This window comes from Helicobacter monodelphidis (genome assembly GCF_003288845.1).
Taxonomy (GTDB): Bacteria; Campylobacterota; Campylobacteria; order Campylobacterales; family Helicobacteraceae; genus NHYN01.
Map to the genome: position 1 here is coordinate 21,599 of NZ_NHYN01000002.1, position 13,965 is coordinate 35,563.

Sequence of the window (13,965 nt, forward strand, 5' to 3'; positions counted from 1 at the left end):
AAAGGAGTCGTTTATGACAAAGCCCCATTTATTTTCACCTTTTGTTATTCCTCATTCTTCTAAGCCTTTGGAGTTAAAAAACCGCATTGTTATGCCACCGATGGATCAATACAGTGCAGCTAATGATGGTAAAGTCAATGCGTGGCATTTTCAACATTATGTCCAACGTGCCTTAGGGGGCGTTGGATTAATCATCATTGAAGCCACAGCAATTAGTAAAGATGCAGTTATTAGCCCTCAAGATCTAGGGCTTTGGGAATATTCACAGGTCGAAGGTATTGCACACATTGTTGAAGAATGCCATCATTTAGGAGCAAAAGTTGCTATCCAGCTCAACCACGCAGGACGAAAAGGGGCAGAAGGTAACCCACTAATCGCTCCTAGTGCAATTCCATTCACAGGGAATGCTACACCACGTGAAATGACAGGGCAGGATTTACAAAATGTCAAAAATGCATTTGTAAAAGCAGCTATCCGTGCCGTTAGCACAAAAGTTGATGCAATTGAAATTCACGCCGCACACGGCTATCTACTCTCCAGTTTTCTCTCTCCCTTATCTAACAAACGACGCGATGATTATGGCTTAGATAAAGCACGATTTTTGCAAGAAATTTTAGAAAGCATTAAAGATGCCATTAATGACGAAATACCTATTATTTTGCGTATATCAGCAAATGATTGGGCAATAGGCGGAAATGAAGCCATTGATATGGCAGGTTTACTTGCCCCACTTAACGATTTATATGAAGCCATTGATGTGAGCAGTGGAGGCGTTATTGCTGAAGCAAATATTCCAGCATACCCATGTTATCAGATTCATCTCGCCCATACTCTTAAGCTTGCCTTAGGAAAACCAACGATTGGTGGCGGATTTGTTTGTGATGCAAAAACTGCAAATCATATTGTTAAAAGTGGTGCGAGTGATTGTGTTTATCTGGGAAGAGAATTGCTCAAAAACCCATTTTTTGCATTACAGGCAAGTCAAGAGTTAGGTGTTTCTATTGATATTCCAAAAGCCTATCAAAGGGCATTAAAGTGAATCAATACAAATAGAAAGCACAATAAACATCTTTTAAAGTGAAAAAATATATAAATAATATCAAGGAAGATTATTCTTTATTTTATAAAATTTTATCTTTTTTGGCAAAATTGGCACATAAATTGCTTATTGTAAAAATATCGTTATCAAAATTTTTATTCTATAAAGGAGCAAAGATATGAATAGTGTTCAACAGTATTCAAAACAAGTAAATCAATATGGTGCAACAAATTATGGTGCCAACCAGCAAAATATAGGAGAAGTTGCAAAGTTTCAAGAGCAAATTCAGCAACTCATGAGCAAGCTTGAACCTCAAAATGAAAACATACAAAGCGAACATGGGTTTGGTTTCGAAAATAGCAATCAACACAAGAATCAATCAACACAAGAAATTCAAGCAATGATTGCTGAATTAGAAGCACAAAAAAATGCACTGATGAATACTATCCAAGAACAAGTGAATACTTCCACAGATAACAATCCTGAAACATTGGAGAATCTGAACAATATTAAAGACCAGCTTGATGCTGTGAATGGGAGCTATTTTGCACTTGTCTCAAAACTCTTAGAGGAGTCATCCAAAAAGCAAACCTCTAATGAATCAAACAATATAAGCAAGGAAGAAAATTCTACGCAAAATACGGCAGGAGTAGGCAATATTAATCGTCCATCAAATCAAGATCCAGTTGATGCACTCTTAAATAAACCTTTAGTAAATTCAGGTGGAAGCATTACGCCCCCAGAGAACATTGAAGACCTCTATAATCCTCTCGAACTAAAAGATTCTTCAATACAACTGCCCAGAAATAGCATTAAGATTACAGATAAGTATTCTGGAAAAGAAGTAGTGATTACTCTTGATGAAGACAATGTAGAACGTCTTGAAAAAAAATTTGGTTCTCTTGAGAAAGCGAGTAGTTATTTAGAGGGCTGGTATAATGACGCAGCCTATGGTGTTGGTTATTTAAAATATGATGCCGATGGAAATGGCACAATTTCTAAGGAAGAGGCAAGGCATCTGAAAGGTCTAGTTTCAGTCAGTGAAGAACCACCTAGCAATTATAAATCTTTGTCAGATATTTTTAGCAATGAAAAAGATATGGACGCATTTTTAGATGAGTTTGGGTTTATAGGTTCTATTTCTGAATTCATTAATCACTCCATTCGTCAAGATGAAGATTTAGACGGAGTGCTGAATTTTAAGGAATTAGCAGGCGAAAATAGCAAAGAAGTTGCAAAAAAAGTTATCAATGGTGAGGTCAGTGATATCTTTGCATTAAATCGTCTTGTAATTGGCAAGGCGGGTGAAAGCAATATTGATGACTTCTTGAATATTATCGGAAAAATGCAAGAAAAGAGTACACAAAATACCGAAGAATCTTATTCAAGCAGTGGAGTCAATACTGATGAGAACAAAAAAGATAAAGAAGAAAAAGATGGGCAAGAAAGCAAAGAAACAAAGGTGGCAACAAACCGATCTTCTCAACAGTCTCAAATTAAGGTGTAATCTTTAAATAAGCGACACACTCTTAAACTTTAGCTTGAAGTAGCGGAATCGCCGCTATACAAGCTAGTTTTTCAGCACAATAAAATCAAAAGTACTCTTTTTCAGTGAAAAATCTGTCAGAATTCCTAAGAAGAGATTTCCTCTTGTGCTTTATGAAAATATTATTTCATTTCATATTAATAACAAAATAGCAAAGCAAAATGCACTATTCCTTCTTATCGTTCAAGCAATCTTTAGAGCAATCAAACAATGCACTCTCCCCCTCTATTACGAAACATACTCTTGGATAGTAGCACCAAACTACTTCCTTGTTCTATGGTTAGATTTTTATGTAACAATTAAGGCGATCAGCTAAATAAAACAACATCAACAACATACTTTCAAGCCTTTTTAACTCTTATTATTCAATGGGCGACATATCAGTTCTTTAGTTTATTTCAAAAAAATTTAAGCTTTGATAAGGAAAATTTCCTGCTATTATTCTGTACACTTTTAAAATAGAAATAGAGATATAAAAATTTAATTTTACAAAAAACAGCTTTCATTGACTACACTTATACTCTAAATTCTTGCAATACCACACATATGATGGTTACTTGCGTTTCCGGCATCTCCTAATTAGATACCATCTAGCAAGATATAGACGCCAACGATACAAACAAAATAATAAAAATATGTATTGAAACTTCCTAAAAACTGCCCCTATTAGAGTAAGATTTAAATACATTAATCCTTTAGGACATCGACCTCCCAAAAAAACTCAATCCAGCCATGAGTTTGATGAATATAATAATCTGGTTTAAAAATAGCTTCAGGCTTATAAAAAATAGATGCTGTCTTAAAATGAATGTCAGGATTCATATCCTGTAAAATTTGACAAACCCTTTGCATACTCTCACCACTGTCCACAATATCATCTACAATTAAAATATCCTTTCGCCCTTCAAGAGAGGGTGGATTAGAAATTTTTAAGACTTCTTTTTGATAATCACTATAGGAAATGGCATTAATAAGATAAACTTCATTTATATCCAACGCAATACCTAAAACATGGGCGATACTCATACCACCTCGTGCGATTGCTACAATACCATCAGGCTCAAAATCAAGTACATTCACCAATTGTTTCATATCAACCAAGAATTCATTATAACCATAGTAACGCATATTTCCTCCTAGTATCGTGCAATTTCCCGATAAAGTGTATCCCGTTCTATCGGAATAAAACCAGCATTCTTAATTTGTGAAATTAATTCCTCTTTTGTAATTCCTTGTGCACTTTTAGAGCCACTTGCACTTTGGATAGATTCTTTTTGAATTGTACCATCTAAATCATCTGCCCCAAATTCTTGTGCAACCATCGCAACATTAATACCTAAAGTTGCCCAATACGCCTTAATATGCGGAATATTATGGAGCAAAATTCTTGAAATAGCAATTGTTTTCAAGACCTCTTGTCCAGTTGGCGATTCTTGAATATTCAAAAAGTTATTTTTTGTTTGAAATAAAAGGGGAATAAACGCGTTAAAACCATTTGTCTCCTCCTGCAACTCTTGCAATCGCAACAAATGGTCAATACGATGCTCCCTGCTTTCAATATGCCCAAAAAGCATTGTGCAATTACTTTTTTTGCCCAGTTTATGCCAATGTCGATGAATGTCAATCCACCTACAAGAATCTACCTTACCTTTACAGATTTTTCGGCGAACTTCTTCATCAAAAATCTCTGCTCCACCACCAGGCATTGAGTCCACCCCTGATTGAATCATCTTTTCTAGCACAGCTTTAAAAGAAAGTTGATGCAAATCTGCCAGATAATTTACCTCTGCTGCCGTAAGAGCTTTAATGTGAAGTTGTGGATATTGCTTTTTGATTTCACTAAATAATTGCACATACCAATCTAAATTACATTTAGGATTATGTGCCCCAACAATATGAATTTCTAACGCCCCCTCTTTTACAGCACATTCCACTTGTTTTAATGCCACATGTAGAGTCATTGTATAAGGGTTTGGATTTTTGCGATGAGCAGAAAAACCACAAAATTTACAAGTATCAACACATTCATTTGTTGGATTTAAGTGAGCGTTGGAATTAAAAAAAACTTTATCCTGATGAAATTCTCTACGAATTCTATCTGCTTTCTCGCCAATCTCATAAATATCTTGTGTATAGAGATTTATTGCTTCTGTTTTTGTCATAAACACCTTCTTTATTAATAAGAGTCGGGTATTCTATCACAATGTTACTATATCTTTGCTTTAAGTAACCTAGCGTCACAGCAAGTACAAATCGCAACCTAATCAATAACATAAAAACAACCAATCTATATCTGTCATAAATAACCAATAGTTTGCAAGGACAATATTTAAGGATATAAGAGCGTCATCATAGATTAAAGATGGTGCCGAAGGTCGGACTCGAACCGACACAGAGTTGCCCCTACTAGATTTTGAGTCTAGCGCGTCTACCAGTTTCACCACTCCGGCTTACAATGTCACCATAATACTAACAATGGTGCGCTGGGCGAGACTTGAACTCGCACGAGAAAATCCCACTACCCCCTCAAGATAGCGTGTCTACCAGTTCCACCACCAGCGCCTATTTTAAATCTGTCCGCAAAATTGCGGACATTTAAATAAATTATACTTTGAAAGGGTTTGCAAAAAGTAGAAGTAAAGCAACAACCAACATATAAATCACTTGTGCTTCAATCATCGCCAATGCAATAAACATTGTTGTTGTAAGCTTACCGCCAACATTAGGATTTCTAGCTGTCCCAGAAATTGTTGCAGCTGCTGTGTTACCCATACCAATAGCACCACCCAAAGCAGCAATACCTAAACCAATTCCTGCACCAATCACAGAATACGCACGAATAAACTCTGTTCCTGTAACCGCTTCCGCTGCAAAAACTGCACCTGCAAAAGCAAGGAACAAAATGACAAACTTTTTCATAAAGACTCCTTTATATTTTATATCCTGTAACATAATGGCTGTTCGGATTCTTCCCCCTACTAATCCCATTTCCACAGAATTCAGAATTATACAACCTATTTCTTAAAAAATATTTAAATCTTACGCAAAAAGCCCAGCTCAACTCTATTTTTATTGACGGATAAAATCTCAACCTCAAGCTTATCCCCTTCTTGCAATACAGAACGAATTTCTGCAGAACGATTACTGACAATTCTTGAAACATGCAAAAGCCCATCTCCACCTTTAGGTAATTCTATAAATGCACCAAATTCAACAACTTTTTTTACTTTACCTTCATATTTTTCCCCAACTTGATACAAGTCACCAATTCTTATTTTTTGGATATGACCATCTTCTTGATTTGCTATATTTAGAATAAAATCTTTAGCACAAAGAACTTTTTCTTTACTTTCACCACTAACCTTCACTTCACCATTCTCACGATTTAAATCAATGGCTACCTCAAACTTTTCAATAATCTCCCTAATTGTCTTACCTGCCTGCCCTATCACATCAACAATTCTTGAAGGCTGAATAGAAAAAATCTGCAACGATGGAAGGTTATCTTCGTTGACCACAATCTCTTTTGATGCCTCTTTCATAATATTCAGAATATGTTCTCTTCCTTCTTTCGCCTGAATAAGAGCCTCTTTAAGAATTTGCATAGAAAGTCCACCAAGCTTAATATCCATCTGCATAGCAGTGATACCCTTATGTGTACCAGCAACCTTAAAATCCATATCCCCATCATGGTCTTCTAAGCCCATAATATCGGTTAATATCGCATACTTGTCCCCTTCCATAATAAGCCCCATCGCAACACCAGCGACAAAATCTGTCGTACCGACTCCTGCTGCCGCTAGTGCTAATGAACCGCCACATACACTTGCCATTGAACTTGAACCATTTGACTCTAAAATCTCAGAAACAAGACGAATAGTTTGAGTATCTAAATCTTCAATAACTGGCTCTAAAGCACGTTTAGCCAAATTTCCATGTCCCAGCTCACGTCTACCGGGTGAACCAATAACACCAACTTCCCCGACACTAAAAGGCGGAAAATTATAATGCATCATAAATTTTTCTTTTTTATTTCCCTTATCGCTTAATAACTCATAACTCTGTGCATCTGAATCTCCGCCTAAAGTTGCAATAACAAGTGCTTGAGTTTGTCCACGCGTAAACAATGCGGAAGAATGTGCCTTAGGCAAAATATTACATTCTATCTGTATTGGACGCACATCACAAAGCCCCCGCCCATCAGGTCTTTTATGTTCTTGCAAAATCATCTTTCGCACACTATCACGCTTTAATTGATGCAACATTAGTTCAACCAATTCCACATCAAATCCCCGATTCTGAATCTCCTCATCTTGAAGTACTTTTTTTAAAATATCAGCAAGAATACTTGTTCTCTCACTTTTTGCCATTTGCTGCAAGCCAATTTTCACCTCATCACCAACCTTTTCTTTCAAATATTGATAAATCTCGTCCGAATAAGATTCAGCCTTTAAGTTAATAACCGCATTGGGTTTAGCTAAAGACTGGAATGCATCTTCATATTTTTGGCTCATAGCTGCAATTTCCTGCATTGCAAGATCTAGGGCTTGCAACAATTCCTCTTCATTTAATTCATTTGCACAATGTTGCGTCAAATTTTCAATAACTTCAGCACTCAAAGTTGCACAAGCCCCGCCAATCACCTGTGAATCCGTACTTTTTTTGCTCAAACAACGCATTTCAATCATTAATAAATCATGATGAACGCCGGAAACAAATAAATCTAATGTGCTTTTATTCATTTCTTCTAAAGTTGGATTAAGTATGAATTCTTTATTAATTCTCCCTATACGCACAGCTACCGCTGGTTGTCTCACAGGAATATCAGACAAATATAATGCACAAGAGGCAACATTTAAAGCAAGTGTTTGAAGGTCAGCTACCCCATCACAACTTAGAATTAAAATAGTAATTTGTGTGGGATAATGGTAACCCTTAGGAAACAAAGGACGCAATGTACGATCCACAATACGAGCACTCAATGTTTCAAAATCACTCGGCTTTGCTTCCCTTTTAATAAAACCTCCTGGAATTTTACCTGCTGCATAGCTCTTCTCAATATATTGCACAGTAAGGGGCAAAAAATCACTGTCATTTGTTGCAGCAAAATCACTACAAATTGTCGCTAAAGCAACACTATCTCCAACTTGCAATAAAACTGAACCATTAGCTTGCTTAGCAACTTTATTAAGTGTAAAATATTCAATTTTCCGTGTCGACTCAATGGTTACTTTCATTTGTTTTCCTTTTCTTTTTGATCTTTTTCTTTTATTTTTTTCTGCTGTCTCTGCACCAAAAATCCTTCCTTCAAAATCTCTTCCACTTGTTCAGAACTCAATACATCAAAACGTTCATAATAACTACTTACTTCCACAAAATGACGCGGACGCAAAATTGTATAGAGATTATCAACAATATCTTTTAAAAGAAACTCTACATCAGCAGGCATAACAGGAACAGCAATAGAAACACTTTTTGCTTGATGGTTAATGCAAGATTTGACAACATTTGTAATTGTCATACCGCTATCAATACCCTCATCAACAATAATAACATCCTCACCCTTCAGAGAACTAATAACTTCCCCTTTACGAAACTTGTAAATCGTGCTTAGAATTTGCTCTTCATAACGTCTTTTTGCTTCTCCATAAATATAATCAAGACTCACTTCAAATGCATTTACAAGGGCATCATGAATAATAATATCATAAGTTTCACTCACCATTGCAATAGGACATTCTGGATTAAGAGGGGCAGGAATAGACGCCGTAAATAAAACATCAAAAGGACATTTTAATATAGTAGCTAACTTTTTTGCAAAAAGAACACCACCAAAAGAAATGGCAATCACTAGATTCTCACGGTTGCTCATCTCTGCAATAGGCATTACCTCAACAAGCTTACTTAATGCATCATCACGGTCAATAAAACGCAATAAAGTAGGTGAATGTATATCTTTTTCTATCGGCATTCATTCTCCTTATTTCGCCATTCCAGCAGCTCCGCCAATTGTCCCAATTAAGCTTTTTGCATCATCATCAATAAAACGTACACCCGCACCTACAAATAAATTTATTGTATCTTTATTTAGTGGATTGTCTAATCCCGCAAAAAAATCAATATATTTCAGTAAAGTATAACGCAATGTTAGCTTAAGATGGGGCAAATCTCCCCTTAAATCCCTCTTTCCCGTAAAGTCAAAAACCTCTATACTTGCTCGCATCTTGTCATCAAGCAAATAATAATCCATTCCAACACCCGCACTACTTTCAATCAACCCTCCACGAAATAAAACACTGCCATATCGCTTACCCAACTGCAAAGAAAAATATAATTTATCTTTATCAGAACGTTTAGGCTCAATTAAGGCACCATTATTATCCGCACGCGAATAGTCCACGGCACCAATTGCCTCCATAATGTAGTATCGCGTTGGGCTAGGAATGTATACTGCCGAAGCATAGCCCTTAGATACCCCATCCGTCAATAAATATTCCGCACGCATCGCTAATTCTAGTTGACTTTTATCCACAACAGAAAGATATTGGTCAAGACGATTTACCACTTGACGCCCATCAGTAAAAAACCCATCAACTGACCTGAGTGTTTTGCCTAAAGATTCTTTATTTTCTTCTATCATATCCGTTGCACCTGATGCAAAAACTTCAATTTTATCAGCGATAACAGGTAATTTACGATTAATTTCATCAGCTGTTATCGCAAATTTATCGCTGGTTTGACGGATACTTGCTGCCATTTCTGTTATCCCTTGCAAAGTACTATAAATATTTTCCCGATTTTCTGTTAAAATTTCTCTACTTAATGAGGCAGTTTCCTTGATGTGTGCAACAGCCTCTTGCAAATCTACACGAACTTGTTCATTAAATAACAAACGAAACTCATGTACAAAAAGTTGAAATTCTTCAGCAGCCTTTTTGATGCTATCACTTGTTTCATCAAGTGTAGCACGATTAAGAATCTGCGTCAAGCTCCCACCTTCTGCAATCATTTCTTCACTTTTTCCGGGTATAATTTCTATATACTTTCCCCCAAGCATATTTTCTTGTGCTAAAACCAAAACAGAATCTGTCGGTAGCATTACACCATAATAAAGCATGATTGTCGCATACGCCTCTTTACCTCTCAAATAAATTTTGGCAATATATCCAGCCTCTACACCATTTATCCTTACTTTTCCATAGGGATTCAAGCCTGCGGCATTGCCAATTGCTACTTCAACAGGATAAGCCTCTTGTTGGGAAAAATTAAAGCGATTAATTTGAGTACTCATCAAAAAAAGTAGAATAATTGCAACAACGACAAAAATACCCACTTTTGCTTCCAACCTCATCCCATCCTCCTTATAATTTTATACTTACAGCACCAACAGGGTCAAATTGCAACTCAAACAAAATATAACGATTCTCTTGAGGTTGAATCCCGCTCGTTGTTAGAATTGGACGCATCTCATTAGCTAAACGAACGCGGTACGAAAAGCAACGTACACTTTTTTGCAAACCTACATTCCATGTACGAAAATAATGCTCTTTGTAATCATACCCTAAACTTCCAAAAACTCCAAAATATCCTAAGTTCTTATTAATGGCAAAATGAATAAAATCTGCTTCTGCCAAGTCATATGTATTTTCCAAATACCGCATTCCTTTTTTACGCAAAAAATGCCCCACATATAAAGAGGTTTCAGGTGTTTGATAACTCAAGTCATGTGAGAGTTCAGCAATTCTATGCTTAGAAAAAGAGTAAAATATAGAACTAGAAATTGACCAATTCTCGCTTAAAAACCATCGCAATTCATTTTCAAAATCTCCAACAATATTTTCATATTGATGATTCCTATAGAAAGGTTGTGTTACACGATGATACAAAAAGGGTTCTAGCTTACTAGGGCTATAAAAATATTGTGAAACAGAAAAAGTGACCTTATTCTGATCGCCAGGTAATTGCAAAGATGGGACAACATCACCTTTTCTTTCTTTGATTCCAGGCAAAGTATACTCTGTTTCAAGATGCAAAGAATGATTAAAACTTTTGTAAGGCTTAATTAAGTCTGAATATACTGCGAAAGTATAATAGTTACTAAAAAATAGAAAATCATTTAATTGCGGTGTAATATTAGAATGGTTTGCATAAGTTGCATACAGTGCGGTTGAGAGTTTCAGCATGATGTAATCATTCAATAAAGGCTGAGTTAATGAAATAGGAATTGTTAGCTCATTTTGAGTAGTTGTATAGCCCTCCTTTCTCCAGTAATTATGTAGCTTGTAGTCAATGCTGTAGGAAAGTTTATCCCACAACAATGGAGAGGTATGAGAATGATACTGAATCGTTGGAAGCGTTTGAAACGTAGTATCGTTATTTGTTAAAGATAGATCAATATAATATTTACTATAAATTCCAACATAATTATTCTCCCCTTTTAAAAAGTAATTAATTCTTGAAGTTAAAAGCTTATCATAAATATCAACATCACCTTCGCCTTCTTTTTGAATACGCAAATATTCAATGTCATTTAGCTCTGTCCAGTCTATATATAAACCATCTTCCTTAACCAGCTTAAAAAATTCTGAAAATAAGCCTGAACGAACATACCTTGCTTGATAACCATAAGAAGCCTTATTTGCAAGATCAAATGTATCTTGGTAGCTTTGCTGATTGCGAAAGTATCCAGCCCTCAATGTTGCAACACTATTGCGATGGTCAGAAAAACGCAATTCTGCTAAACCGCCAAAACCACGGTGCTGACGATATTGAGAAGTGACTGTTGCATCCCATTGAGAATCGACAGCAATATAAAATGGCTGATGATAGATGATTCCATCATCTTTAGAGTGCCCAACTTTTGGGAAAAGAAAGCCACTTTGACGCGAACGATTTGTTGAAAATGAGAAATATGGTGAATAAAAAACAGGGTAATCAAACAAGAAAAATCTTGCATGCCACAGACGAATCCACGATTCTTCTTGATTGTAAGTTCCCTCTTTAAAACTAATACTCCAAATCGGCATTTCAAGACTACAAGCTGACAAAGTTGACCCTTGAACATTATATTGTTGTCGCTCCAATATCGCTTTTTGTGCACTTACCCATAAGCCACTTTCTGCATCATGCATATAGAAAGGTTCTAAAATGCTGTATTGCTCATCAAGCTCAAAGCGGACTTTATCAGCTTTCATGTAAAGTGTCTCACCTTTAAAAACAAGTACGGACCCTCGCACTTCAATAATTTTTTTTTGCGTATTGTAGGTAGCTTGATGTGCCACAATATAAAAATCACTCGTAAGAAGGACAACATTACCTTCTCCCTTCAAAAGCTCACCCTCATTGCTCATAGAATCAGCTAAAAATTCAAACACCTTTTTATTTTCTTTATTAAAGTGCCCAATAGATGGACGTGAAGCCTCGAGATTCACCATAAAGAGAATCATTATAAAAAAATTAATCCAAAGAAATCGCAACACTATGTGCCAAGCGATCATGTAATCCTCTTTTGAATGAATCTGTAAAAATACTTAAAAATGGAATATAGTACAAAGCAGCTGAACATAAACGCAATGCCGACCGAACTGCGGCTCTAAAAATATTTGGATGATCTAACATTGTGATATCTACAACACGAATTTGACAAAACATCTTTCCTAAAGTAGACCCCAAAAAAGCAATAAGCAACCAATGATACACGAATTGTACAAAAATAATCGTTGGCATTGCTTTTGTCAAGAGTGCAACCACCGCTAAACCATCAACCAAACTCTGATGGCTTTTGATTGCCTGAATATCACTCCACAAAAAAGCTAAAATGGCAAGCGATAAAAACAAATCATCAATCACATACGCCAAAAAACGTTTCTGAATAGTAGGAACTTTTAATCCCTCTCGCTCAAGGGTTTCTTCAAGTCGCTCATTTTCACTCTTCATTGCCTACCTCATCAAAGCCAACAAACCTATATCATCGCGAAATTGCATTCCTTCAAATGTAGCCATTTGACAAAGTTTATAAGCACCAAGTTGTGCCTCTTTTAATGTCTCTCCAACACTTACACATGCAATCACTCTACCCCCTGTCGCTAACAATTCCTCCCCCTGTCGCTCCACACCCGCAAAACAAAAGTGTGACTGCAAAGTTTGCATATAATCCTTACTAATATGAATTATTGCATTTGGTGAATTTGTATAAGGATAATTTTTAGAAGCAAGAATCACAGCCAAACAATAAGAATCTAAAAATTCAACAGAAAGTTTCCCTAATTCTCCCCGCGTACTTGCGAGCAAAATATCTAAAAGAGGGGTTTTTAAAAGAGGCAAAAGCACTTCACATTCTGGATCACCAAAACGAACATTAAATTCCAACAAATAAGGTTCATTGTCTACAACCATAATCCCACAAAATAAAACACCTTTAAAGCCCCTTCCCTCATCACTCATACCCTTCAAAGTTGGCTTCACAATCCGTTCTTGAATTTTTTGGATAATCTCTTTTGTTGCAAGTGGAGTTGGTGCATATGCACCCATTCCGCCAGTGTTTGGACCCACATTACCACTCAAAAGTCGCTTATGATCCTGTACTGCTGGAAGCAAAATATGCGTTTCACCATCACAAACCGCAAAAACAGATAACTCAAAACCATCTAAGAATTCTTCCACAACAACACATTCTCCAGCTTTACCAAACTGCCCATCTTTCAACATTCCCTGTAAAGCTACTTCTGCGTCTTGCTGATCTTGTGCAATAATCACACCCTTACCTGCACACAAACCATCAGCCTTAATAACTACAGGATAACCAATCTTAGCAATAAAAGACATCGCTTCCTGCTGTAAAGTCGTTTGAATAAAACGTGCTGTGGGAAGTTTGTGTCTCTTTGCAAATTCTTTCATAAAAGCTTTAGATCCCTCAAGAATAGCCGCCTTTGCACTTGGTCCAAATACAGAAAATCCTGCCTCTTCGAATAAATCTCCAACTCCTTCTACCAAAGGAGCTTCAGGACCGATAACAACGAGGGAAATATTAAGTTCTTTAGCTACATAAATTAGTTCATCATAAGAAGAGACTTGTACATTTTCACCAAGTAAATGAGTTCCGCCATTGCCGGGGTAAAAATAAAGTTTATTAATACGCTGATCTTGTTTTAAGGAAAGTCCGATTGAATATTCTCTTGCACCATTTCCAATGATGAGTATTTTCATATAAAATCTCCAAATTCTAAATAGCACCCAGATGAACGTTACCAAATGATCGTGGCCACAAAAAGCCAATAACATAAGCACAAGCACTCAATTAGGCGGTAAATCCTAATCGTTAAAGACTCAAGCAGAAACACCGACACACAAGAATGAAATCTATATGCTTAAAAATACTTTG

General features: G+C 36.3%; 11 protein-coding genes and 2 tRNA genes. 2 read left to right on the forward strand and 11 right to left on the reverse strand.

What is annotated here, in order from left to right; genetic code table 11:
• The first annotated feature begins 13 nt into the window (after positions 1-13).
• Complete coding sequence (locus tag CCZ01_RS01100) at positions 14-1,039, forward strand: oxidoreductase (protein WP_112051393.1); 1,026 nt, start codon at positions 14-16, stop codon at positions 1,037-1,039.
• 178 nt (positions 1,040-1,217) lie between these two features.
• Positions 1,218-2,546 carry a hypothetical protein gene (locus CCZ01_RS01105; RefSeq protein ID WP_112051394.1) on the forward strand — a complete coding sequence of 443 codons (1,329 nt, stop codon included), beginning with the start codon at positions 1,218-1,220 and terminating at the stop codon, positions 2,544-2,546.
• Positions 2,547-3,272: 726 nt separating this feature from the next.
• Here the strand turns inward: CCZ01_RS01105 and CCZ01_RS01110 are convergent.
• The 11 genes from CCZ01_RS01110 to purD form a co-directional block, all read right to left on the reverse strand.
• Complete coding sequence (locus CCZ01_RS01110) at positions 3,273-3,713, reverse strand: phosphoribosyltransferase (protein ID WP_112051395.1); 441 nt, start codon at positions 3,711-3,713, stop codon at positions 3,273-3,275.
• Between the two features lie 8 nt (positions 3,714-3,721).
• Entirely contained in the window at positions 3,722-4,747 is a 1,026-nt protein-coding gene (mqnE, locus tag CCZ01_RS01115) for an aminofutalosine synthase MqnE (protein ID WP_112051396.1), read from the reverse strand.
• A gap of 201 nt (positions 4,748-4,948) precedes the next feature.
• Positions 4,949-5,035, reverse strand: a tRNA-Leu gene (locus CCZ01_RS01120).
• 26 nt (positions 5,036-5,061) lie between these two features.
• Positions 5,062-5,147 (reverse strand) — tRNA-Leu (locus CCZ01_RS01125).
• A 42-nt stretch (positions 5,148-5,189) separates the two neighbouring features.
• A complete protein-coding gene (locus tag CCZ01_RS01130; RefSeq protein WP_112051397.1) occupies positions 5,190-5,504 on the reverse strand; it encodes a F0F1 ATP synthase subunit C in 315 nt (104 codons plus the stop codon).
• Between the two features lie 113 nt (positions 5,505-5,617).
• Positions 5,618-7,822 carry a polyribonucleotide nucleotidyltransferase gene (locus CCZ01_RS01135; protein ID WP_112051398.1) on the reverse strand — a complete coding sequence of 735 codons (2,205 nt, stop codon included), beginning with the start codon at positions 7,820-7,822 and terminating at the stop codon, positions 5,618-5,620.
• Entirely contained in the window at positions 7,819-8,556 is a 738-nt protein-coding gene (locus tag CCZ01_RS01140; protein ID WP_112051399.1) for a phosphoribosyltransferase, read from the reverse strand. Before CCZ01_RS01140 ends, CCZ01_RS01135 begins: the two co-directional genes overlap by 4 nt.
• A 9-nt stretch (positions 8,557-8,565) precedes the next feature.
• Positions 8,566-9,936, reverse strand: a complete 1,371-nt coding sequence (locus tag CCZ01_RS01145; protein ID WP_112051400.1) for an MlaD family protein — start codon at positions 9,934-9,936, stop codon at positions 8,566-8,568.
• 10 nt (positions 9,937-9,946) lie between these two features.
• The gene (locus CCZ01_RS01150; RefSeq protein WP_181566266.1) at positions 9,947-12,019 is read right to left on the reverse strand and encodes an LPS-assembly protein LptD; all 2,073 of its coding nucleotides are present in this window, start codon (positions 12,017-12,019) and stop codon (positions 9,947-9,949) included.
• Between the two features lie 22 nt (positions 12,020-12,041).
• Positions 12,042-12,521 carry an RDD family protein gene (locus CCZ01_RS01155; protein ID WP_112051402.1) on the reverse strand — a complete coding sequence of 160 codons (480 nt, stop codon included), beginning with the start codon at positions 12,519-12,521 and terminating at the stop codon, positions 12,042-12,044.
• A gap of 3 nt (positions 12,522-12,524) precedes the next feature.
• Entirely contained in the window at positions 12,525-13,790 is a 1,266-nt protein-coding gene (gene purD / locus CCZ01_RS01160) for a phosphoribosylamine--glycine ligase (protein WP_112051403.1), read from the reverse strand.
• Positions 13,791-13,965 lie beyond the last annotated feature (175 nt).

Bases quoted from the DNA above. Each gene is read 5' to 3' on its own strand.
- CCZ01_RS01110 (WP_112051395.1), bottom strand. From the start codon at position 3,713: ATGCGTTACTATGGTTATAATGAATTCTTGGTTGATATGAAACAATTG.
- CCZ01_RS01100 (WP_112051393.1), top strand. From the start codon at position 14: ATGACAAAGCCCCATTTATTTTCACCTTTTGTTATTCCTCATTCTTCT.
- CCZ01_RS01150 (WP_181566266.1), bottom strand. From the start codon at position 12,019: ATGGTGAATCTCGAGGCTTCACGTCCATCTATTGGGCACTTTAATAAA.
- CCZ01_RS01105 (WP_112051394.1), top strand. From the start codon at position 1,218: ATGAATAGTGTTCAACAGTATTCAAAACAAGTAAATCAATATGGTGCA.
- mqnE (WP_112051396.1), bottom strand. From the start codon at position 4,747: ATGACAAAAACAGAAGCAATAAATCTCTATACACAAGATATTTATGAG.
- CCZ01_RS01135 (WP_112051398.1), bottom strand. From the start codon at position 7,822: ATGAAAGTAACCATTGAGTCGACACGGAAAATTGAATATTTTACACTT.
- CCZ01_RS01145 (WP_112051400.1), bottom strand. From the start codon at position 9,936: ATGAGGTTGGAAGCAAAAGTGGGTATTTTTGTCGTTGTTGCAATTATT.
- CCZ01_RS01140 (WP_112051399.1), bottom strand. From the start codon at position 8,556: ATGCCGATAGAAAAAGATATACATTCACCTACTTTATTGCGTTTTATT.
- CCZ01_RS01130 (WP_112051397.1), bottom strand. From the start codon at position 5,504: ATGAAAAAGTTTGTCATTTTGTTCCTTGCTTTTGCAGGTGCAGTTTTT.
- purD (WP_112051403.1), bottom strand. From the start codon at position 13,790: ATGAAAATACTCATCATTGGAAATGGTGCAAGAGAATATTCAATCGGA.
- CCZ01_RS01155 (WP_112051402.1), bottom strand. From the start codon at position 12,521: ATGAAGAGTGAAAATGAGCGACTTGAAGAAACCCTTGAGCGAGAGGGA.